A 23,886-nucleotide genomic window follows, 5' to 3' on the forward strand; every position below is an offset into this window, starting at 1 on the left:
ATTTATTCATTTTCTAAAGAATCCTCAAAAAAGCTGGGGATATCTCTTGCCCCGTGAAATACACGGATAACTTCAATTCCTTGGTTGAGGGGGTAGTAAAAAATCAGATAACTCCCTACAGGAAAACTCCGTAAACCTGGCAGTAATTCATCACGTTTTCTGCCCATACTAGGATTTTCTGCCAGAATTTTGAGTTTATTTTCTATCTTTTGTAGGAAACTATCTGCTTTTTCAAGGCTTTCATTAGCTATGAAATCCCAAGTATCTAACAAATCAGCTTCGGCAAGGGGTTTCTTCAGAATAATTGCCATTATTGAGACTGTTTCTCCTGCCGCTGTTGTTTTGCTTTGGCAATGATTTCACTCATGTTTAAGGGTGTAGATTCTCCACTATCAATACCTTGTTGAATTTCTCGTCGTAACTCAGCAAGACGTATTCCTTTCAGGGCATCTTGTTCTTTGAGTAGCCGCAGTCCTTCCCGAATTACTTCACTGGCAGAAGTATACATACCGCTTTCTACTTTAGAATGTACCCACTTTTCTAGTTCGGTGGTTAGAGAAACGTTCATTTACAACCTCTATCCAAAAAGGCTTCCACTAATCATTCTACTGGGAATAACAGAAAATAACAAAGTTTGTTATTTTGCTAATCTATTACCCCAGTTTAATCAAGACGAATAAAGCTATTTAGTAACCCCTTACTTGCTATTCTTAATTATTCAGATGTAGCGATCGCATCCAACAACACCAACCCCATCTGCTTCAATAAAGCAGTATTCCCATCAGGACAGCCATGTTGAATTAGGCACTTAGCACAGCCAGTATGACAATTACAATCTCGTGCGATCGCCCTGCCAACCTCCGCCAGTTTTGGCAGATGTTTAAACACAGCTTCAGCCGCACCATTGCCGCCATCACTGGTATCATAGAAATAACCTGTGTAATTGCTATTTTCCCCCAACTCCTTCACTACTGTAAAATTCACCTGTTTGGGGTCAACTCTCGCTACAAGCTGTAATGCTCTCATAATTTGATGTCCAAAGCTGTGCATAGCAATGAAGGGACTGGAATATTCCCACAACTGTTGATAACCAGAAGGTATCGGTTCTTGACTGCGGGTTAAACTGGTTCTAGTTTCTTTAGCAAACTGTTGGATGTATTCTCGCGCACTTGAGTTAATTGTTACTTTCACCATAGGGGCGGAAAATTGGGTGCGGAAAGGTTGCTCAAACTTGGCTTCTGACAGGGTTTTGACAATTACAGCTTTGCGGGTAAGTTTACGACATAGGGGACAACGCGGTTGTTGAGGTAAGGGTTCTTTATAGTTGAGACAGCGTTTATTCAAACAAGTCTGCTCGTAAATTTGCGTCATTAAACTGTAACCGCTGGTAATGTGTTTAACTTCACCAAAACTCAGTTCTAGGGTTAAGTATTCTTGACATTCTTCAACTTCAGACAAAGTTGCAGGGTGCGAAACTTTCTCCTTTATTCTCTGTTCCTCCTTCACAGATTTTCCTATGACTACGATGTCAGTCTTGTGCGAAACTTTCCCCTTTATTTTCTGTTCCTGTTCCTCCTGTTTCTTTTCTTCTATACCATCTGAAGAAAACAGCAATGGTAAATTTACTGGATCAGTTAACACAGTTAAACTACTCGTTTGTGATACAGTAGTTGCAACTGTAAAAATTGCTTTATCTGTTGTTTGTTTTAAAATCGCTCGTTTACTGTTAAGGTCTAAGAAAATACATTGATAAGTCAGCATTTCCCCCTTCGCATTTTGGCGTTTATAAATGGCTTGGGGATGCACTTCTCGATGAGCGATATCTTCAGATATTTCCTCTAATTCTTCCCCAGAAATTGCATCTACTAATTTGATAGTTGTTTGCGATAAACCACCCCGAAAATTAACATCTTTATGGGGATAACCTTTAGCCCATAAACCATTCCTACCTTTGTGTAAATGTCCTTGGGCTAATAACAGTTTGGCAACATCAAAAGCGGCTGCACCAAAATAGTGTTTAATTTTGTTAGTGGGAATGCCTGTTTCTGCGGCTGCACACATCAAATGTTTGGCTGCAAAGATGGGATATTCATCATTAAAAAACACTTCTTCAGCTTCTCCAGATACTAGCATTTCTGGATGTTCTGCTACATAACAATCAATAGGGTTGAAAGCATTGGGAAGCAGCACTGTGAGTCCTGGTTGAGAACGTCCGGCTCGACCACTGCGTTGCTGATACGCCATTTTAGAACCAGGCCAGCCACGCAATACACAACATTCTAATTCTGGTAAATCAATTCCTGCTTCTAAGGCTTCTGTGGCAATTATCCACTTGATTATACCAGATTGAAGTTGATTAACTACTTCGGCTCGACGCTCGGCAGTAATGCCACTGTAAAATGCAGTAACTTGGTTTGATTTTAACAGTTCTGTGACTTCTCGCACACTGCGCCGGGAGTTACAAAAAGCGATTCCTGATTTATTTTGATTGAGTAAAAATTGAATTATTCGGGCAGTATCAGCAGTTAAATTGTAACTTGGTTGCGTGACAATTACTTGTCTTGGTGGTGAAGCTGCGCCACTTTTGCGAATCCAAATTAAGGGTTTGGGATTGAGTTTAGTGGGTTTTAAACCAGAGAGTTTCAAAGCTAATTGTTTAGGATTTCCACAAGTAGCACTGAGGAAGATAAATTGCAGTTTTTGGGAGTCACCACCGTAATGATCTACTGCTAGTTTAATGCGGCGAATTAACCAAGCCATATTTGCGCCATAGCTACCGGAAAGGGTGTGTGCTTCATCAATTAAGATGTAGCGTAATCGTTGATAAAAGTTTGCCCAATTTGGTGATTTCCAAACTTGTTTGAGTTGGAAATGAATTAATTCAGGAGTGACACCTAATATATGGGGTTCACTGGCAAGGATTTGTTCTCTTTCTGCTGATTTGACATCTCCCGTGATCATTGCTAAGACTGGGCGATATTTTGGGGGTATGGTAGAAAGTAATTGTGAGATTTTATGGAATTGGTCAAGTGCTAAAGCTCGCAGTCCATAAAATGCTAAGGCGCGGTGTTCTTGATTGATGCAACCTTCGATAATGCCGGGGTATGTGCTGAGGGTTTTACCACTGGCTGTAGGGGAGGTGAGGATGAAACTTTTACCTGTTCTAATTGCTTGTAAGGCTTTGATTTGATGGGAGTAAAGTTGGGTGATTCCTAATGATTGCAATGCTTTTATTAATTGCTTTGGTAGGTCTTTGGGGATGGTTTTTAGGTTAGATTCGGTGGCAGGAATTGTTTGTTGATAGAGTATTTCTTCTGCTAGAAATTCGGTGATTTCTGTTGGTTCTGGGGGATGATTATTTGTGTGAGAATTTTCGGCAATGGGTGTGGTGGGTGGTGTCCACAAACTTTGCAGTAATAAGCTATAGTTGGGGGTGTTCATCGTGGTGTTTTTTGAACATTGCCCTCATAAATCCCCCATTGGGGGAAGATATTAAGTTGACAGAAGTAAACTCCGAATTTACAAAGTTATTTTTGATCATTGCCATAGTAATTTACTAGAAAATTATCATCTGGCAACGATTTTACTCTCTGAAGGATGTTTGTAATGAGGTTGATTAATGGTTAAATATAAATAGTTAAACTAATAGATTTATATTTCATTTGGTGTTATTCTTCATCTTTATCTATATCTAGGCTTTCATCAAGTTTGACTCCGAATGGTAGGGTATCAAAGCCTAAGTTTTCTAGAGTTAAAATTGCTGTTTCAACTGATGAATTGTTGATTGTTTCTTGATTTACTAGAGATGTAAGTAATTCACAAACGCCCTGGTATTGACTGGCATTATAGTCAATCCAACGGTTAGAATATGCCAGTGCATCATGTAATGCCATTACCACTTCTGTATAGGGATCAAATGGTAATTTATCGCGCATAGTACGCATGGTACGCAGTAAATTATCTGTATAGACAGATGCTATTGGTTCTCCAGAGCAAGAGGAGAGTTTTTGTAAATCTATTAAGATAGATTTGCTGATTTCTACTCCTGAAACTTCTAAGATATTCTGCTTAATGTTCATTGTTTTTATTCAATAATTTTTGAGGTTTTAATTAGCTATTGCTTTCTATTTTAATACATATTTATCTGTGTTGGTAATTGTTTGTTGCCAGAGTATTTCTTCTCCTAGAAATTCGGTGATTTCTGTTGGTTCTGGGGGATGGTGATTGGGGTGGGAATTTTCGGGAATGGGTGTGGTAGGTGGTGTCCACAGGCTTTTTAGTAATAAGCTGTAATTGGGCGTGTTCATGGTGGTGTTTTTTGAACATTGCCCTCATAAATCCCCTATTGAGGGAGTGATAATGAGTTAGGATACATACTGCTTGTACATCAATAGTAAAAATATTACACCAGAATACATACTGGCAGAGTCAATAAATATAGATTCCTTGAATACTTTAACCAATTAAGGTATAGTTTAATTTATTAAACATAAAATTACATAAACTCAAAAATTATGAAAGCTCGCCTACTCAATGGAATATACACCTTAATGCCTAATCCAAAATCAGGAGGTATGGCTAAAATTTATAAAGCAAGAGACATAAATAACGATAATCTAGTGGCGGTAAAAATATTTGAAAATGGACAAATCGAACAAGAAATTACAGATGAATCTTTTAGACGCGAAGTTTCTGCTCTTAAAGAGTTAAAACATCCCAGAATTGTTCAATTGATTGACTCAGGATTAGATGAAGAAACAGGGCATAATTTTCTTGTGCTTGAATGGATGGAAAGCAACTTAGCCACAAGCTTAAAAGAATCACCATTAGCAGGATGGGATGAATTTTGGGAAAGAGTTGGATTACCCTTATTAGAAGCCTTAGCTTTTTCTCATAATAGAGAATGTATTCATCGTGATATTAAGCCTAATAATATATTAATTAATACTGAAGGAATTATCAAACTGGCTGACTTTGGAATTTCTAAAGTAAAGCGCTATTTACAACCTACAGTTACTTTAAGAGAATTTGTTTCTCGTCCTTATAGTCCTCCAGAAGAAGATGATGGTTCTTATACCTATACTCGTGATGTTTTTAGCTTTGGTGTATTAATACTGAAATGTTTAACTGAAGTAGAACTGATTACTTATGATACTATCAAGCAAGCAATAAAACAGTTTGACGCATCACCTGAAATTATTACAATAATTGAGCGTTCTGTATCTTTGGAACCTTCCGAACGTCAACATAATGCTGAAGTCTTATTAGTAGAAATTCAAGCAATTCAAGAAAAAAGAAAAAAAGAATACCAAGTAAAACAAGGTAGTTGTTACTTAAAATTACCTTCAAGGATAGATAAGATTGCTGATGAATTAGAAGCAGATTCTAACAATGAGATTGAGAAAATTATTCTTCAAGATTTAAATAGTGGATGCGCGATGTGTCGTTTTGAAAAACGTAATCCAGTAGATAGGGAAGATAAATATGAAGAGAATCAATATAAAATATTTGGCACTGATTACAGCTATCATGTCAAAATCGATGATCGAGATCAAGAGAAATTAGTTATTCTCAATGTAATGAATCTTTCTAGTTCTATACTTGAAGAAAATCGTAACCGTTATTGGCATCCACCCTATAATTTTAAATTTGGTAATTCTTCAAATAGACTTGAAGATAAAACGGTTATTAGCAAACTTAAATTATTGATTGAAGAATATGAATCAGAAATTAGACAAAAACAGGCTGAAGAAGAAAAACAAAGATTATTTAGAAATTGGGAAAATATCCTTAGAGCAAAAACAGACTGGGAAAAAGAACATCAACCACCACTTAACTATATCGAAGTCACCCGCCAAGAAAATCGAGCTATTTTTACTTTAGCTTCAATTACTGATGAAAATCTTGTTGAACAACCACGCCTTGTTATTGTCAATAACCGTACTTTATTAAGTGGAAATGTAGAAGAAGTAAAAGAAGATAAATTAACTCTTTATATTAATTCTGGCGATCCAGAAAGATTACCTAAATCTGGGGAGTTACGTTTTGACACTCGTGCTGCTGAATATGCTTTAAGGCAACAGAAAAATGCTTTAGAGGCAATTAAGTATGATCGTGCTGCTCGTTCAGATATTCGTTCTTTATTAATTACACCTCAAGAAGTTAAAACACCTACTACCGAAGAGAATATTAAGTTTATTCAAAGTCTTAACCAGTCTCAAAAAGAGACAGTTGAAGCAGCACTTGGAACACAAGATTTTTTAGTCGTAGAAGGACCTCCTGGCACTGGGAAAACGACATTTATTACTGAAGTTATTTTACAAACTATCCGAGCTAATCCTCAAGCAAGAATTTTACTCACTTCACAAACTCATGTTGCCTTAGATAATGCTTTAGAAAGAATTAAAAAGCAAAATCCGGCTTTAAAAATGGTACGTATTGGCAACCATGAAAAAGTTGCAGATAATATTCATGATCTTCTACTAGAAGAACAAATGGAGCATTGGAAAAGTGAAGTTTTTAGGAGAAGTCAAGGTTTTCTAGAGAATTGGTCTAAAAAACACAATTTATCACCACAAGAGATAACAATGGCTAATCTTTTTCAAAAATTAAGAGAAGCACTGATGGAATTAGATAGGTTAAAAAAAGAAATTGAAATTTTTCAGCAAGAACAATATGAAATAACTCAAACGGAGGAATTAAAAGCCTATTTTGAAAACTATAACCTTAATGATTTAAGATCTGAAATACACAAAAATTTACCTGATGATATAAATCGTGAATGGGAATTCATTAATGATAAAATCAAGGGGTTAGAAAACAAAACTAAAGAAATTCGTGATCAAAGAAAAGATACAGTAAAAGAATTACATCAAGTTAGTCAAATTGATGAAGAAGAATTACTTAAAATGTCTCTATCCGAACTAGAGGGATATGAAAACATTTTAATAGATCTAAATCAACCTGAAGCTAAAAAACTCAGAACATTAATGAAAGTTCAGCAAGATTGGTTTGATATATTTGGACGTGCTGATAGTGATAGATTTAATACAGCTTTTTTAAAACAAGCACAACTGGTTGCAGGAACTTGTATTGGACTTGCAAGAAGCATTCCAGAAATAGAATTTGATTTATGTATTATTGATGAAGCATCTAAAGCAACAGCTACAGAAGTTCTTGTTCCTATTGCGCGTTCACATCGTTTGATTTTAGTCGGTGATACTAAACAGCTTCCTCCCTTTCAAGATGAAGCAAGTCGTAACTTTGATTTCCTCAATAAATATAATTTAGACTCAGAGGAAATTAAGGAGACATTATTTGCTTATTTAATCAAAACTTTACCCGATAGTAATCGCAAAATTTTAACTATTCAACATCGGATGGTTGCACCTATTGGTAATTTAATTAGCGAATGTTTTTATCAAGGTCAGATTGAAAGTGCTAGAGATGATTTAGACAATGATTTGACTCAGGTAATACCTAAACCTGTCACTTGGTTTACTACTAGTAAACTACCTGATTGCAGAGAACAAGCAGCAAATGGAAGCTATAACAATATGGCTGAAGTAAACGTAATTCTTAAAATTCTAGAACAAATAAATAAAATGGCAATTACAGTTAATAAAAAATATGGTATAGCTGTTTTAACTGGATACTCAGCACAACTAAAGCTATTTAAGAGAAAGCTAGATTCTGAGTTAAGTAATTGGGAAGCATTAACAATCAAATATAATACTGTTGACGCATTTCAAGGACAGGAAGCTGATATTGCTATTTACTCAATCACTCGTTCTAATAAAAAAGCATCTTTGGGATTTTTAAGAGATACAGAAAGAATGAATGTAGCATTATCAAGAGGAAAAGTTGGCTTGATAATTGTAGGAGATCATAACTTTTGTCGTTCTCTTAATTATAATCCTTTACATACTGTCCTTAACCATATTGAATCTCACCCAGAATCTTGTTCTTTATTCGAGGTAAAATCATGATTTTAGATGAATTGGATACGCAAAATACAAATGATACTGATGAAATTGCTAGACGTTATGATAATCGTCCTGGATTTGAATTAGTTAGTGTAGTTGAAGTTGGCTTGCCTGTAACCAAAATTAATTTAACAGCTTTAACTCTAGTCCGTAAGCCTATTCCTCCAATTGAAGAATTTATTTTAAAAGCTATTAATATTGGTTTATCTTCGCTAGAAGAAATTAGTTACTTCTTAGGTTTAGAGGAATTAATTATTAAAGATTCAATTATAAATTTAAGGCAGGCTGAAAATATTGATTTAATTGCTTCATTAGGTTCTTCTATTCAAGAATGGAAATTAACAAAAAAAGGTAAAACAACTTTAGAAGAAGCTAGAATAATTACTCCTGAAGAAAGGGGCTATCAAATTAATTTTGACAAAATGTTGTGGAAACCTCGCCGCTACGGGAGTTGGGAAGATAATAAAAGTTTATTACGTCATAAAAACTTGAAAAATAATAATATTGTAGAGATTCCTTATTATCCAGCGAGAACACCGGAATTAGCTGACTTGAATCTGAAAGATGTAGAGAAAATTATTCAAGAAAAAGAAAATGAAAAAGACGGTAGGCGCAAAAAAGAAGAAGAAAGAGATTTTAAAAGAGATTTTATAGGATTAAAAAAAATTGAACGTAGAGACAATTTTTTTCAACCTGCTTTAGCACTGGTTTATAAACAGAAGCAAGGGAATGATTGGCAAATCACTTTTGCAATTGATGGAAGAATTTCTGAAGTACATGAATCTGCTTTTACTCGTTCCAAAGGTCCGAAGAAAGACCGTATTATTAAAGAGCTAAAAGAAAGTTTTTCAACTCAGATTAGATATGCAAAAATTCTAGCAAAGGAAAAGTTTGGCGATGAATTTCTTACTCTAGCAATAGAATATGAAAAACAAATTGATTCTGTTAGAGAAGAAATAAATAATCGAAGTAACATTATTCAAACTGACATAGATTCTACTCGTCAAACTCTTGAAAAAGTTAATGACGATGAACAAAAAGTGGCTTTAGAAGAAAAGCTCAATAATGCTTTAGAAGAAATTAAGCAATTGCAAGAACAATTAGAACAACTAATATCTTCAACGCCAATTCGTTTTATTAAAACTTATGACCATCGACCTCTGTTTGAAGAAGCACTTAAAAATAGTCAAAAACGACTTTTAATTATTTCACCTTGGATTAGAGCAACTGCTACTAATCAGTGGTTAGTTAATCAATTGGAGAAATTGGTAAGGAGAGGAGTAAAAGTTTTTATTGGTTATGGTTATGGAGACAAAGACGAAAAAGATAGGAGAGATTACGATATTAAAGCAGAAGAAGCTATACAAAAATTAGCTAAACGCTATCCAGATAATGTAGTATTCAAACGATTAGGAGATACTCACTGTAAAATTCTTATTTCAGATCAAAGGTTTGCGATTGTAGGTAGTTTTAACTGGCTATCATTTAAAGGTGATCCTAATCGAACTTTTCGAGATGAGCGTAGTACATTAGTCTCTGATCCAAATAAAATAGATGAATTGTTTAACGATGAAATAACCAGATTAATATAATTCACTGCCGTAATAAAAATATTATGCGAGCATACAAACTCAAAGAAAAAATCTCGGATAAAAGTATTTTCAGAGTTTCGTTAAAAATGCTCCATTTGTTCCACAAAATGTAAGGATTCAGATCAAGCTAAAAGAAAATATTTAAAGGAGAAACATAACCTGTAAACTTCTTACTTGCTACCAATATTATTTTCCATGAAATTGGATTTTAGACCGACCTTAAACATCCAATCCAAAATCCAAAATGATCCCTCAACTTCCTCCTGATTAAACTACCTGAAACAACCTACAAACACCAAGAATCACCACCAATAAATCCCTACCATCAGCACCCCTCTTAATAGACATCTCCAAATCCAAAATCATAGTCACCGCTTTAGCCAAAGCATTGATACTTGTATTTGCTACCTCCTGACGCAAATAGTAAACCCGACGAGGATTACTGATATTACAAAGTTGAGCTAATTCACCATCCTTCTTCACCCCAGAAACAATCGCAGACTTCACCCATAACCAAGTTCTAAACTGCGTTAAAATAGTGCTGACAATCACCATTAAAGGTTGACAACGAGACAGTAAATCATCCAACAATTGCAAAACTTGATGGCTTTTTCCTTCACGCATAGCCGCAGCCAATTGTAGGCTATTCTGAGTTTGACATGGAACTAACTCCTGTACCTCCGCAAGCTCTAACTTTCTACCCTGAGCATAGATAGACAGTTTGCGTAACTCAGAAGCAGCACGAGTCATATCATTACCAATAGCCTGTGCTAAATATGTCACCGCCTCCTCCGACAGCCACCAGTTTAATTTTCTTAGGTGTAACAGCATTATCTGTGGTATTCGTGTAGAGTCTTGCAGCCAGCGAAACTATCGCCTGTTCAATCAAATCATACCGCCAAGGTGGTATCAACGAAAACTCCAACAACTTCCCATACTTGACTAGATGTTTGTAGACCTTCAGCCGCTTATCGACATTATTAGCCACAAACACCAAAATTGTAGATTTAGGCACTTGCACCAACTGTTGCAAAGTTTCCAACTCAGGATCACCCCACTGCTTGAGGTGGCAATTTTCCACAATTACCAGTTTTTACCACCAGTCAGAGAACGAGTACGAGCCACACTCAAAGCCTTATCAAGCTGAACAGCCGGAAATCGGTGATAGCATAGAGTCAGCCATTGGGCATCAATCTCTGCTTTGTACTGGTTTAGTTGTGACTGAATAGCGTATTCGTCATCACCCGTGAGCAAGACAATCATCCTGTGACCCTCCCATTATTATTGAGATTGGCAGTTTTAATCAACACAGTCAGGGGTTTTGGACTTTGAGTAGCCCGTTCCAGCATTTTAGCGATCGCATCTTTACCATTCTCAAACTTTTTCTGATAAGCTGGTGTCACCTCTAAAATTGCCTTAGACCCTTGCAATTTCACCAGACTTGCATGAGCCAACAGCTTTTGATGGTTCGGTTTAGCCTTATCCATCACCTGCTGCCAAATTTGCGCTAAATTAGCAGTATTGGTTGCAACTGCTGGTAACAGGCTATCTTTACCTGGATCATCCACAGGTTTATCAGTCACCTTGTTGATGGTGTACGTTCCATAAGTTGGTAACAATTTGCCATCATGCCCAGGTTTCACATTTACCGTCTTTGTTGCACCCCCAGGCAATAAACCAGGCAGCAAATTGAGTAAACAAACCTCCAGCCACACCGTCGCATTTACCGTATACCGCAGATAATTTTCAGCTTTTTGTAACTCACCTAAAGACAAATTCAGTGTCTCGAAATTCCAGTGTTTGGCGAAAGCTTTGAGTTGGGTATGACTAACACAACCAGTCAGTAAAGCTTGTTCCTGCGGTGCAGACTTGATAATCAGCAAATCTCGGTATGTTTGCAGTAAATTTGAGATAATCAATTTGGGCGTTTTCCCAGAGTCTACCAAAACTCTTGCAACTTGCAGCAAGTTAAAAGTATTGTTGGTAGAGATAGCCTGTAAAATAGCGATTAACTCTGCTTCTGTGACACCACCAACGATTTCCATGACATGATGGGCAGTGATATCTACATCTAAAAGACTGGCCTGACCGAGTAATTGTAGCGCATCCCGTAAACCACCATCACTCAGTCGAGCGATCGCACTTAATGCCTCATCATCAACAGCAATAGATTCCGCATCTGCTATAATACGGAGGTGCTGCACAATAGTTTTAATTGATAAAGTGCGGAAATTAAACACCTGACAACGGCTGATAATGGTAGGTAAAACCTTGTGCTGTTCTGTGGTGCAAAGAATGAAGATAACATGAGGTGGTGGTTCTTCAATACACTTGAGTAAAGCATTTTGAGACTGGGTTGTGAGTTGATGATTCTCGTCAAGAATAAAAATTCGATAACGTCCTGCGACTGGTGCTAAAGTACAGCGTTCAATTAAAGCACGGGCATCATCTACACCATTGTTAGAAGCAGCATCAATTTCACTCACATCTAAACTATTGCTAGTTTCAATTGCACGGCAAGATTGACAAATTCCACAAGGTTTATCAGTTGGTTTTTTGCTGTTGAGACAATTGAGAGATTTAGCAAATATGCGTGCAGTGGAAGTTTTACCAGTACCTCTAGAACCTGTTAATAAATAAGCTGGGGCAATTTGCAGGTGTTTGATGGCATTAGTTAAAGCAGTTTTAATGTAGGGTTGTCCAACCAATTCGGCTAAAGTTTGGGGGCGATATTTTTGATGTAGAGCGACTGTAGACATAGGATTTATTCATCTTAATTCGTTGCCTTTGCCCCTGTTAAGGGGGTGAAATTTTAGTTGGAATTGGTGGGTTATGAAAGTAGATAAAAATATATATTTGATTATTTTTAGCTTCAGATATTATTTTTATATTTAAAATTTAACCAGAGTATTTTTTTTGTTATAATAAACATCTACGTCTGTGAAATCAAGCAAGGTAAATAAACTATGGTTCAAGCATTACTTAAAACCAAGTCACTAACTTTTGAAGAGTTCATAGCGTGCAAACCAGAAGGCAACTGCTATGAATTACATAACGGGGTAATTATTGAGATGAATCAACCTGTAGGGAAACATGAAGATATAATTTGTTTTTTGAATGAGAAAATTACGGCTGAATATCTGCGTTTAAATTTACCCTATGGCATACCCAAAACGGCTTTAGTCAAACCATCTGAAAGTGAATCAGCTTACTCACCTGATGTTTTGGTGTTGAATCGTCCCAACTTAGTGAACGAACCATTGTGGGAAAAAGAATCAACAGTTACTCAGGCTGCATCAATCTCGTTGCTGATTGAAGTTGTCAGCACTAATTGGCGTGTTGATTATTTGACTAAAGCTGGAGACTATGAAGAAATGGGTATTCCTGAATATTGGATTGCTGATTACTTAGGTTTAGGTGGTAGACGATTTATTGGTAGTCCCAAACAACCAATTATATCTGTTCACGAACTTATAGATGGGGAATACCAAGTTAGTCAGTTCAGGGGTAGTGACCGAATAATTTCACCAACTTTTCCAGAATTATCCTTAACTGCTAACCAAATTTTTCAAGCACAATGGCTGATTTGAAATCAGAGAAAAAACACCCAGTTATAACACAGTTAATACCGGGTATTTTGAATTAGTTGGACATGAGATTACAGTTTTCTTGTGATTTATGCAAACAACAAAAGAAGTACAAAATTTAGTTACAAAGCCTTACACCACAAAGATTCTAGGAATGTTAGGTGTTAGGGTAGCACTTTCTGACCGCTGCTGTATGTGCATGTCCACAAATTGTGGACATTTTGGGACTTAGGCGAAATATTCCAATAAAATAGCCTCAAACGTATATCAAAAATGACTTTTAGGAGTTTGGGGTGTATCCGATTTTGCTGATGTTTTTGGCTATTTGGTGTACTTCCTCCACAATAGTTTGAGACTTATTAGCAAACAAAGTTTCAATGTTTGTAGCCATTCATTCTACAAAGGGAACAACGCCATATTTTATTTACTGCTGTGGAGTATATAACGGTAGTAAGAAATGACGCATAGACATTTCCACTTCTGGATTTGGTCTATCTCCATCAGGAACTAACATAGCCGGATGATCCGATTGCTGTAAGTGCATTTTGATACTCGTACCAGGAATAGCTTTAGCAGCTTCTATCAAATACTTGAGATTAAACTGGATATTCAACATCATTTCTGATGGTAAATTTGCAACAATCACCTGATCACCTTTGCCAAATTCTCGTTCAATGGATAACCGTAACTGCTGTAAACTGCCATCAAATTGTAAGTAAATTCCTTTCTCTTTCTTATCTGTTAACACAGATAACCGTTCCAGTGCTTTAACTAACGGTGCTTTTTCTAAAATTACTTCTTTCTCAAAGCTGAATTTAGTTAATAATTGCTCACAATCAGGATAAATTCCTTCCAGAATTTGACAGCTAAGAACGACATCTTGCCAAGCAAACTCTAAGCGATTACTTTGGCTGTTATACAGCATACTTATGGATTTTACATCATCACCTAAGTTACGCGCTATTTCTCTTACCACACGACCAGGAAGAGTAAATTTAATCATTTCCTCTGATGTAACTTGTTGACGAGGTTTTCTGCCAATTCCTTGAGTGGAAACTTCAGTAATAGCAACTCGATGTCCATCAGTACCAATAAACTTTAACTTCTCCTGTGCAAATTGGATATGAACTCCAGTTACAATATATTTATTTTCATCCGTGCTGACCGCATAAAGCACACCTTTCAAACCATCTTTGAAAACTGTTGTTGGCAGAGAAATAGGAGTAGCATCAATTATGTTGGTAGGCGGAAATTCCTCAGCACTAATACCTCTAATTTCATATTTACCATCGGCATCAGATAAGCACAGAGAGTAGATTTTTGTGGGCTTATTCTCATCTGTCATCTGTGTCATCTGAGTTTGACTATTCAAGGATATATTATCGCTAGGACAATGCTTGACTATTTCTAATAGCATTGCCACTGGTACAGTAATTTCACCCTTTAATAACACTTGGGCGGCAAAACTGGCTTGAATTGTTAATGCTATATCTGTGACAGTTAGATGTATCTGTTGTGTTTCCACATCTGCAATAATGAGGACATTGGCAAGAATAGGATGGCTAGGTTTAGCTGGAGTGGCACAATTCACTAAAAAGAGGGCATTGTAAAATTTAGTTTGTTCACATATTACCTCCATGCCTAATTCTTTGGGTATTGGCGGGTTTAACTTTGATTTGGATTTTTTTCGCTTATTCCCCTTCTTTTGGATGGGTTCAGTTGGTGTTTCAGAGTTTGCAGATGTAGATTTCTTCTTTTTAACTCCAGGTATTTCTGTGATATTTGTTGATACTTCATTGTCTATTTCAGGAGTAGCAACACTTGTTTGTTTTGTCTGCTTTGTAGAGTTCACCTTTTGTTTCGGTGCTGTTTGAGTCATAATCATTTATCTCTGTTTGCGTCATTACTAGAAGACTGCGGTAGCAGAAATAAAAGTTGTGAATCTGTGAATGTATGAATCAATTTTATTGTTGAACCCCTTGATTTATTCTTAAAAATAGGGGGAATTTAAACAATTACTAATGATAAAAAAATGGATATAGCGGTAGTTGCTCGTTGAAAAATTGATGATCTTTCTGCAACAAAACTTTTAGCAGGGCTGTTTCATTCTAAGATTTGACATTTTATGTATTTATGAGAATACGTCGTTTGAGGCTTTAGGGGTTTTATCTGACGACGGCGAAGAACACCTAAATTCGGTGCTGAAATTTAGAATGAAATAACCCTGAAACTTTTAGAGGATATTTTTGTACCTGATGGCATACCGCTATAATATTTTTTATTGTCTGATTGAAAAATGCAGACAATTATCATCCAGTTTCAACGATTTCCTGATATTTGAGTTGAGCTAATTAGCCGCCTATAGATTACCGGATTACCAAAATCCTTTGTCTAGCCCGTGAACTAGAAACATAATACAACCGATTAAACTCCTTAATTTTAGCTAGGACTGCTTTACTATCATCTCCGCGTTCTCGATTCAGCCGCTTACTCAAATCTTGACCATCAATACCTGCTTCTAAGAAAGTGCTACCTTGACTATTGTGAACAGTTAATGCAAAGCAGTTTCTGATATTAGCAAACTGCTCTAAATGTTTATAGTATTGCTTCCAGAGAAAGGGATTACGCTTGGCACTTTTGAGCAAGCGTTGCGTTTCTTGGTGAAATCGCTTTTCTTCATCTTCATGTAGAACGTAGATTTGACGCACAATTCCCTCATCTGTTTCTACTTTCAATCTCCAACTATCATAGTTGTTATAACGGTCTTCCAAGACATCTAAAACCGTAAATTCTGTAGATGTGGAAAGAATCGCAGTTTTTCCATCAGGAGCCATAATTGGGTCTTTAGTAATTAATCGTTCTCCAGAGATAAATCGGTTGGCATTCTCACCATATAAATATCTACGAATCTGTTGATTATAAAAGTCAACTTGAGCATTAGTCCAAGATAAAATACGGAAACAATCTGGATTATGAGCAAATTTTTGAGATATCTTTTTGTAGGCATACCGCAGTAAAGTTTGCCGTTTAACTATCAGCGCCCCGTTACTTTTATCAGGTAGATATTTAGAAAATGGTGCAAATGGTAGTTTACTTTTAGTTACTGCATAACGAGAAGCCGTGACAAACTCCAGCAATGGACTATCAATTCCTTGGCGGACAACTTGAGTCAATACTGCTTTATTTGCTACTTGAAAACTAGGGGATTTTCTTTCATTGACTGGATTTAATTGGGCAGGGTCGCCCATGAGAATAATTTTGATTTTTGTCCAGGTAGATGATTGATTAGCCACATTTTCAATCCAGTGCCACAGTTGTTTACCAATCATGGAACATTCATCAATAAAGACAACATCAAATAAGTTGATGTAACAGGGTCCTATTTGGTCAAGTATTTTCTCTTTACCTCTAGTCACCATTCCTAGTCCTAGTAATTGGTGAATAGTAAAGAACTCTACGCCAGTTACTCCATTTTCTGCCGCCATTCGTTGCAGGACACCTACAGCTTTATTAGTAGGTGCAGTTAGGACAACTCGTTTACCTGTCGCCACCAGAACTTTAACGAGTTGGAAAATTATAGTTGATTTTCCTGTCCCAGCAAATCCTACGAGCAGAAATAATGCAGCAGTGACAGTTGGTTGTATAAAAGTCCACATTTTATCCAAAGCTTTTTGCTGCTGTTGGGTAAATTGAAATGGAAAAGAATTTGTGGTCAGGAAAGTAGGAAGAGTTTGGAGCATAATCGCTTCGTTAATTCCATTCATTGATCCACTCAATGCAGCGTTAGCTGTTTGGTTAATTCAAAACAACACTCTTTTTAGTATCAAATAAATATTTAGTAAGGGTGCAAGAGAAGTCAGAGGTAAGTCTTTCTGAAGCAATTAATTTGGGGAGTGATATCATGTCTCACCTTCAGCACTTGCGATATAAATTGTTTGTGCAGAAATCCAAAAATTCTTTTTCCCCCTGAAAGAAAGCACCCTGCTTCCATGCGGTTCCCTAATGATAATAAGTATTTAACCGTTGATGATATGATACCTGGGAAATAGAGATGAAGTGGCATCAGAGATTAAAATAAAAGACGTAAGCATTTTCCAGAAAGATGACATATCCAACTGCTCCTTGGAAACTTGAAGGCTATGCCATTCAAACCTTGCACTTAGTTGATATCAAGCAAGCTGTTCCTTTTGTTCCCTCCGAATTAGAAATTGTTTCCTTTTTACCCGGTAAAACTCTGGCAGGAACTTATATATCTTCCTATGAAGCTGGTTCTTTATTGGAATACAATGAATTGATTGTAGTTCCGGCTTTTGTACGCTATCAAGGATATATTGGTGCTTGGATTTCCCATATTTATGTAGATAATGAAGATTCCGTAGCTGGAGGAAGAGAAATTTGGGGATTACCCAAAGAACTGGCTGAATTTAGTGGGGATAATCACGGTAAGGTTAGTGTCAAACAAAATCAAAGGGAGTTATACCAACTGTCTTATAAAAAAGACTTTTTGAGCTTATCTACATGGTGGCAACAAGAATTTAAAGGTAATGCTTTTGGCGGTTTAGGTTCTGAGTTGCTATATTTTCAAAATAATTTTAAGTCTCAAATTAGCTTATTAAAAGCTAATTTAGAAATTCCCCAACATAGCCCTTTTGCTTCTTTAAGTTTAGGTCAGCCTTGGTTAACTCTAAACTTACAAAAGTTAGAATTAGTGGCTGGTGTACCCAAATTACTTGGCAATGAAGTTATTAATTTGAGTTATAGTTAATTGTTAATACGGGAGCGGAAACCTTTATAAAGCAGAGAGGTATTGTGATGTAACCATTTTGAAAAGCTGACACTATAAATCGGCAATTTGGCAACCAAGATTTCACTGTTACCGTTTAAATAGAAATATTAATAGGGGATAAATAGTTTACACTCTCGTAAGCATGAGGGAGATGCCGTTTTAAATCGACAGCATCAAAACCCGGATGACGGTCAAAACAGTTACCCGCGTAGCATTGTGGATAGATCGGCATAACTCTATTTACCGATCTAGGAGTCGCTCTATACGTCAGTTGACACCCTGTCACTGGTGCTACTTATGTCTAGGGTGGTATTACTCTCTGCTGCTACTGGGGTGAGCATAGAGAGGGCGGCGATGCCTACGGCGTTCGCGTAGCTATTGCACTCTAAAATTTTGGGCATAATATCAATTTTTATATAAGTATGCTTTGATTAAAGTAGACAGCTAAAACTATGCAATATGTCTACTACCAAAGTTCATTTACTTATTAGTATAAATGATCTTGTCCTATTGGTATTCTACTCTGAATCCGATTGTTGGCAGTTCCGGTTAATCAGTTCTGGTTGTGAGGTATTATTCGGTGAGCGCAAACTTTACTACACCCCAGAAGCAGCAGAGAAGGCAGGGCGTGAATGGGTTTATCAGGGTTATTGATTTTTGGTAGTGCATTCTTAGGGGATAGCGATCGCCGATTTGGGTATTGATTAGGTATCTTTCAGCGTCCGACGAGCTAATTTGACGTAGGTTTTTGCTGTAGTGTAAGGTATTTCTAAGTCTTGGGCTATTACCTGTAAAGATTCTCCCATTTCCCGCCGTGCTAAAATCGTTGCCCAAGTTGTAGCAATTTTTTCGGTGCGATCGCCCCCTGTACGTTTGCGTTGTGCTGTGAATATTGCTGTTAATTCCTCAATGCGTTCTGGGAGCAAGTTTGTTAACATTCCAGAAGATGTATTTGATTCTGGTTCTACCCAATCCAAACAGGTTTGTCCTAGTCCAAAAGTAGTTTTATGGCCTGTTCCACAGTAGGGAGCAAGTTGAATCAAGGCATAAAATAATTGGGTAAATTCAATATTGGCTAAAGCACTTTTACTTAAACCCAAAGAAATTACCCCTGTAAAACCAGTCACTGAACCACGTTTGCCAGCTGCAACTTTCACTGATTCTAAACTATGCTTGTGAATGATAACGTTTTCATCTATCCAGTTCAGAAAAGCATCTTGTTCTATGGGCATTCCTGAAAAATCATTCCAGCGTCTGAGGTAACTATGGAAAAGATTGACGGGAACTGGAAGAGGGAAATGATGTCCTTTGCGACGAAAACTTGTAGGAGAAATAAAACTCAGATTAATGTTTGTGTGTTTTCCTGTAGATGATTGTAGTAGTAGGCTATAAGTATTTGGTGGATGGACAATACTTATCTGTTTTATTTGTAAGGAAGCATCTCTTAATGTCAGAATAGTTGGAGGTTGGTTTAACCACTGACTCAAGAACTGAACTACTGGTTGAGAAATGGCGTTAAGATGCCAACGATAAATGTGATTTGCTTGCAGTTGCAGTTGTTTACCAGTGGGAACTAATTGACCTTCGAGGGCAGAAATGTTAAAGGGTTTTTCTGATTCGCCATCATGCAGATATGCTGAAAGGGTTGGGTTAATTTGGCGAACTTGATCTAGAAACCAAGCATGAAGTCCAATGGTATATTGCGAGTATAGCGATGTGGAATTGGTTACTTCTAGGTCAAAGACTAAACCAACTAATTCAGTATCATCAGCCCATACTAGAGAGGTGTTTTGTGATGGGGTTTTGCGTTTGCTAGATGTAGCTACTCTTGGCATTTTTTTTTGATGCTACATGATCTTATGCTCAGTATTTTACTCTGTTTCAGTCCCCTTGCGGGGATTAGTTATATCGAAACATACGCGCTGCGAGTGCGGTATGTGTGGTAAGTGAGTTTCAGTCCCCTTGCGGGGATTAGTTATATCGAAACATAGACAAGAACTAGAACGTAAAGAGATTATCTGGAAAAGTTTCAGTCCCCTTGCGGGGATTAGTTATATCGAAACCTTACTCCTACTATTCCTTACTTTGTTTTTCCATGTTTCAGTCCCCTTGCGGGGATTAGTTATATCGAAACATAATTTAGATCCATTTATTTATCGTTGGAAATGGTTTCAGTCCCCTTGCGGGGATTAGTTATATCGAAACTCGATAGTGAATCGTGGGATATTTTTGTTCACAAGAAACGTTTCAGTCCCCTTGCGGGGATTAGTTATATCGAAACACTGATATCCAGCAAGTCTCGTGGGCTTCATCACAAATAATGTTTCAGTCCCCTTGCGGGGATTAGTTATATCGAAACTTGGCAAGACATCCTACAATATAGATACCTTTTGTTTTGTTGGTTTCAGTCCCCTTGCGGGGATTAGTTATATCGAAACTTGGGCGTAGCTTCTGAGAAGCTAGAAATTCCTTCAGATGTGTTTCAGTCCCCTTGCGGGGATTAGTTATATCGAAACAAATTATTGCGATCGCGAAGGCAAGAAATATGAAGTTTCAGTCCCCTTGCGGGGATTAGTTATATCGAAACCAATAACTGATATTCCTAAACTCCACAAATAAAGTTTCAGTCCCCTTGCGGGGATTAGTTATATCGAAACTATTTGACCTTAGTGCCTGGTAAGTGGGGTGCAAGTTTCAGTCCCCTTGCGGGGATTAGTTATATCGAAACTTCTGAGCTTTTACAACTCCGGCCGCGATTAAAGGGTTTCAGTCCCCTTGCGGGGATTAGTTATATCGAAACTAAAAAAAATCATGGCTACCACACAAACTGCTCTTAAGTTTCAGTCCCCTTGCGGGGATTAGTTATATCGAAACGATATAACTTTAATGCTTTAATGTAGACGATACTCCTTTGTTTCAGTCCCCTTGCGGGGATTAGTTATATCGAAACAACTAAACTACCAGAATCTGTACTTATATCTAGGAGAGTTTCAGTCCCCTTGCGGGGATTAGTTATATCGAAACTCAATTTGATAGCTGCCAGGAATCGGACAAGGGGCAGGTTTCAGTCCCCTTGCGGGGATTAGTTATATCGAAACTTCATTAAATTGTCGAGGTTCAGTTTTGATTGATAAATGTTTCAGTCCCCTTGCGGGGATTAGTTATATCGAAACCATCAACCTCAATTAAATTAAGGGTATCTTCAACTTTAAAACGTTTCAGTCCCCTTGCGGGGATTAGTTATATCGAAACCTGATGAAAATCATAATTGCTGATAACCTGTGTAGGGATGTTTCAGTCCCCTTGCGGGGATTAGTTATATCGAAACGGGGGCTAACTTATCTAGGGTTAGGTTTTTGGATCAATGCTAAGTTTCAGTCCCCTTGCGGGGATTAGTTATATCGAAACCTATCTCCAATCGAGTCTTATCAAATCTTGACTGGTTTCAGTCCCCTTGCGGGGATTAGTTATATCGAAACTATCTAGTCTGTAAAAAAGTCTGGTACATCGACTGGTGTTTCAGTCCCCTTGCGGGGATTAGTTATATCGAAACCCAGATAAGGTTTGATAGCAAAGGGGAGTTTAATCTTGTTTCAGTCCCCTTGCGGGGATTAGTTATATCGAAACAAGGCAAAATTCATATTATTCAACTCCGATGCTATGTTTCAGTCCCCTTGCGGGGATTAGTTATATCGAAACAACCTGTTACAGGTTATGCTAGATAGGTACTAGCAGTGTTTCAGTCCCCTTGCGGGGATTAGTTATATCGAAACATTCCATTAAAAGAAGCTGCCAAAAAACTGAACTATGTTTCAGTCCCCTTGCGGGGATTAGTTATATCGAAACTATTGTTGCAACTGTCTGGTATTGGGATAGAGATGAAGTTTCAGTCCCCTTGCGGGGATTAGTTATATCGAAACCTGTAGACGACATAATTGAGTCTCCAGACTTTTGGATGTTTCAGTCCCCTTGCGGGGATTAGTTATATCGAAACTTTACAGGGAATCTTAAAAGAAATTCATAAAATCATGTTTCAGTCCCCTTGCGGGGATTAGTTATATCGAAACTTTTTCTTAAATTAGAAATAGAATTTATAACATCTAGTTTCAGTCCCCTTGCGGGGATTAGTTATATCGAAACTTTCAACAAAGGTTTTTTGTTCCGTTTCATTGTCAGTTTCAGTCCCCTTGCGGGGATTAGTTATATCGAAACTCTCGAACCGGTCAAGCGATCGCTAAAGAAAAACTTATTAATGTTTCAGTCCCCTTGCGGGGATTAGTTATATCGAAACGTAGCTTACAAAAACATCTTAGGCAATATAAAAGCCGTTTCAGTCCCCTTGCGGGGATTAGTTATATCGAAACTTTTAAGGTGCAACGAGACTGGGTATATACCGTTGAGTTTCAGTCCCCTTGCGGGGATTAGTTATATCGAAACAGTGTTCCCTTTCCCTGGAACAACCAAGCCTATCACGTTTCAGTCCCCTTGCGGGGATTAGTTATATCGAAACTTGAAGTTGTGCCAAACTTTTCCGAATCCGGCTATTTGTTTCAGTCCCCTTGCGGGGATTAGTTATATCGAAACTAGAGTCTTACATAGCCTCGAATTTTGTGTCTATAGATGAGTTTCAGTCCCCTTGCGGGGATTAGTTATATCGAAACATTCACTGGACAGATGCAACAGATTTTAAGGTTAATGTTTCAGTCCCCTTGCGGGGATTAGTTATATCGAAACCTAGAAAATAGTAACGTTTTAAAGCCAGAAGAGGTGTTTCAGTCCCCTTGCGGGGATTAGTTATATCGAAACCCCGCCATCTGAAACACAGTCTAGGAGCAGACTGTAGGGGGGATTTTGGCAGACCTCTCAAAAAACCTCATTTCCGGCTTTGGGTTAACTGCCTACTGAAACTAATGAAACGCTGAAAGTATTCAATTATCAAGGTTCTGGCGATTTGGCGGATCTCCAGGGTTTTTGACCCCGCTCTAGGTCTGCCAAATTTATCCTTATATTAAGTGTAAAATTTAGCAAGTTACTTGTCAAGATTTACTGTATTACAAATATTTAAGTGTTAAATTGACCAATTTAGTCAATTATATCTGATAAAGCCCTATTTCCTTGATAATATCGGCTTTAACTTTCTGTCTTAAATCATAAGGTAACAAAATTTCTACTTTTGGTCGCCAAGCTCGTAAGCGCATAGTTACGTTATTATCCCCATGTCGATATTGAAGGCTGTAATAAGCATCTTTTGGGGAACGATTTGCCATAACCTTTAATAATTCTGCCTTTTGTTCTGAATTAACTTCAGAGTTTTTAATCAAGCTTTTAGCTTTTTCGTAGCTAATCAAGTTAAATGTTTCATGCCGAGAGGTATCCTGAATGTAGCGGTCATGATAATCTCGTTCAAATCGTAGCAGCATCAGTCGAGATTCTAAATAAAAATCAAACCCTAATGCTTTATCCATTTGCAATTCTATCTCTTCTGGTTTTGGTAAATGCCTCTGGTGATAACGCTGTTGTAAAGTCTTGGGAATGGCAGGATTTTTCCATTCAATTGGTGTAATATTTTCAATTCTATCTAAACGAAAGTTATACCAATCTGTTTTTTTATCAGGACTTTCGCCAAAAGCGCACAAATAAACTGCACGTTGCACATAGTAAATACAGACTGGATAAACCAAACATTTTACAGATTCTCTTAGTCTGGCACTATTATAAATTAAACTGATTGGTGGAACTGGGGTTTGTGACCAGAGTTTTCGGAGTTCATCCTGCCAATTTTCAACTTCGTCTATAGCAGTAACAACATAATCTAATTTAAAAAAGAACCGCTGGACACCACCAATTTGTTGAGAGAGATTCTGAGCAATTTCTGCTAAATCTTCTTGATTGAGAAAATGTAATTCGTTACTATTATGTTTGGTGGTTATGGGACG

18 protein-coding genes and 1 CRISPR repeat array are annotated in these 23,886 nt (G+C 37.3%); of the genes, 5 read left to right on the forward strand and 13 right to left on the reverse strand.

Going from position 1 to position 23,886, the window contains the following annotated elements; all coding sequences use genetic code 11:
- Positions 1–2 precede the first annotated feature (2 nt).
- From ACOWPH_RS30090 to ACOWPH_RS30110, 5 genes are all read right to left on the reverse strand, one after another.
- On the reverse strand, positions 3–311 hold the full coding sequence (locus ACOWPH_RS30090) for a type II toxin-antitoxin system RelE/ParE family toxin (protein WP_015217559.1): 309 nt from the start codon (positions 309–311) through the stop codon (positions 3–5).
- Positions 311–568, reverse strand: a complete 258-nt coding sequence (locus ACOWPH_RS30095; protein ID WP_015217560.1) for a type II toxin-antitoxin system ParD family antitoxin — start codon at positions 566–568, stop codon at positions 311–313. Before ACOWPH_RS30095 ends, ACOWPH_RS30090 begins: the two co-directional genes overlap by 1 nt.
- A 146-nt stretch (positions 569–714) precedes the next feature.
- Complete coding sequence (locus tag ACOWPH_RS30100) at positions 715–3,441, reverse strand: DEAD/DEAH box helicase (RefSeq protein WP_015217561.1); 2,727 nt, start codon at positions 3,439–3,441, stop codon at positions 715–717.
- 227 nt (positions 3,442–3,668) lie between these two features.
- Entirely contained in the window at positions 3,669–4,079 is a 411-nt protein-coding gene (locus tag ACOWPH_RS30105) for a hypothetical protein (RefSeq protein WP_015217562.1), read from the reverse strand.
- Positions 4,080–4,124: 45 nt separating this feature from the next.
- Positions 4,125–4,307: a hypothetical protein gene (locus ACOWPH_RS30110; protein WP_015217563.1), complete on the reverse strand. Its 183-nt coding sequence runs from the start codon at positions 4,305–4,307 to the stop codon at positions 4,125–4,127.
- Between the two features lie 207 nt (positions 4,308–4,514).
- Here ACOWPH_RS30110 and ACOWPH_RS30115 point away from each other — a divergent pair, with 207 nt between their 5' ends.
- Together ACOWPH_RS30115 and ACOWPH_RS30120 are read left to right on the forward strand one after the other, a co-directional pair.
- Positions 4,515–7,988 carry an AAA domain-containing protein gene (locus ACOWPH_RS30115; protein ID WP_015217564.1) on the forward strand — a complete coding sequence of 1,158 codons (3,474 nt, stop codon included), beginning with the start codon at positions 4,515–4,517 and terminating at the stop codon, positions 7,986–7,988.
- Entirely contained in the window at positions 7,985–9,577 is a 1,593-nt protein-coding gene (locus tag ACOWPH_RS30120; protein ID WP_015217565.1) for a phospholipase D-like domain-containing protein, read from the forward strand. Before ACOWPH_RS30115 ends, ACOWPH_RS30120 begins: the two co-directional genes overlap by 4 nt.
- A 267-nt stretch (positions 9,578–9,844) precedes the next feature.
- Here ACOWPH_RS30120 and holA read toward each other — a convergent pair whose 3' ends face one another.
- The 4 genes from holA to dnaX are packed head-to-tail and all read right to left on the reverse strand — an operon-like array spanning position 9,845 to position 12,336.
- On the reverse strand, positions 9,845–10,408 hold the full coding sequence (gene holA / locus ACOWPH_RS30125) for a DNA polymerase III subunit delta (RefSeq protein ID WP_422665765.1): 564 nt from the start codon (positions 10,406–10,408) through the stop codon (positions 9,845–9,847).
- The gene (locus ACOWPH_RS30130) at positions 10,332–10,658 is read right to left on the reverse strand and encodes a hypothetical protein (RefSeq protein WP_422665766.1); all 327 of its coding nucleotides are present in this window, start codon (positions 10,656–10,658) and stop codon (positions 10,332–10,334) included. Before ACOWPH_RS30130 ends, holA begins: the two co-directional genes overlap by 77 nt.
- 2 nt (positions 10,659–10,660) lie before the next feature.
- Positions 10,661–10,840 (reverse strand): hypothetical protein, encoded by a 180-nt coding sequence (locus ACOWPH_RS30135; protein ID WP_422665767.1) that lies wholly within the window; start codon positions 10,838–10,840, stop codon positions 10,661–10,663.
- Entirely contained in the window at positions 10,837–12,336 is a 1,500-nt protein-coding gene (gene dnaX / locus ACOWPH_RS30140; RefSeq protein ID WP_015217567.1) for a DNA polymerase III subunit gamma/tau, read from the reverse strand. The genes ACOWPH_RS30135 and dnaX overlap by 4 nt, the downstream gene beginning before the upstream one ends.
- 207 nt (positions 12,337–12,543) lie before the next feature.
- On the opposite strand from dnaX, the gene ACOWPH_RS30145 reads away from it, so the two are divergent.
- Positions 12,544–13,167 carry a Uma2 family endonuclease gene (locus ACOWPH_RS30145; RefSeq protein WP_015217568.1) on the forward strand — a complete coding sequence of 208 codons (624 nt, stop codon included), beginning with the start codon at positions 12,544–12,546 and terminating at the stop codon, positions 13,165–13,167.
- Positions 13,168–13,588: 421 nt separating this feature from the next.
- On the opposite strand, the gene dnaN is transcribed toward ACOWPH_RS30145, so the two are convergent.
- Both dnaN and ACOWPH_RS30155 read right to left on the reverse strand, forming a co-directional pair.
- Positions 13,589–15,043: a DNA polymerase III subunit beta gene (gene dnaN / locus ACOWPH_RS30150; RefSeq protein WP_015217569.1), complete on the reverse strand. Its 1,455-nt coding sequence runs from the start codon at positions 15,041–15,043 to the stop codon at positions 13,589–13,591.
- A 487-nt stretch (positions 15,044–15,530) separates the two neighbouring features.
- On the reverse strand, positions 15,531–16,928 hold the full coding sequence (locus tag ACOWPH_RS30155; protein WP_015217570.1) for an ATP-dependent DNA helicase: 1,398 nt from the start codon (positions 16,926–16,928) through the stop codon (positions 15,531–15,533).
- A gap of 338 nt (positions 16,929–17,266) precedes the next feature.
- Here ACOWPH_RS30155 and ACOWPH_RS30160 point away from each other — a divergent pair, with 338 nt between their 5' ends.
- Together ACOWPH_RS30160 and ACOWPH_RS30165 are read left to right on the forward strand one after the other, a co-directional pair.
- Positions 17,267–17,929 carry an acetoacetate decarboxylase family protein gene (locus ACOWPH_RS30160; RefSeq protein ID WP_015217571.1) on the forward strand — a complete coding sequence of 221 codons (663 nt, stop codon included), beginning with the start codon at positions 17,267–17,269 and terminating at the stop codon, positions 17,927–17,929.
- A 480-nt stretch (positions 17,930–18,409) separates the two neighbouring features.
- Complete coding sequence (locus tag ACOWPH_RS30165) at positions 18,410–18,604, forward strand: hypothetical protein (protein ID WP_015217572.1); 195 nt, start codon at positions 18,410–18,412, stop codon at positions 18,602–18,604.
- 50 nt (positions 18,605–18,654) lie between these two features.
- Here ACOWPH_RS30165 and cas6 read toward each other — a convergent pair whose 3' ends face one another.
- Positions 18,655–19,785 carry a CRISPR-associated endoribonuclease Cas6 gene (gene cas6, locus ACOWPH_RS30170; protein WP_015217573.1) on the reverse strand — a complete coding sequence of 377 codons (1,131 nt, stop codon included), beginning with the start codon at positions 19,783–19,785 and terminating at the stop codon, positions 18,655–18,657.
- A 43-nt stretch (positions 19,786–19,828) separates the two neighbouring features.
- Positions 19,829–22,756: a CRISPR direct-repeat array (repeat unit 37 nt; unit sequence GTTTCAGTCCCCTTGCGGGGATTAGTTATATCGAAAC).
- Positions 22,757–23,040: 284 nt separating this feature from the next.
- Entirely contained in the window at positions 23,041–23,880 is an 840-nt protein-coding gene (locus tag ACOWPH_RS30175) for a TIGR03985 family CRISPR-associated protein (RefSeq protein ID WP_311381507.1), read from the reverse strand.
- Positions 23,881–23,886: the final 6 nt, after the last annotated feature.

Origin of the sequence: Anabaena sp. PCC 7938, from assembly GCF_049315035.1 — a bacterium.
GTDB lineage: Bacteria > Cyanobacteriota > Cyanobacteriia > Cyanobacteriales > Nostocaceae > Anabaena > Anabaena cylindrica.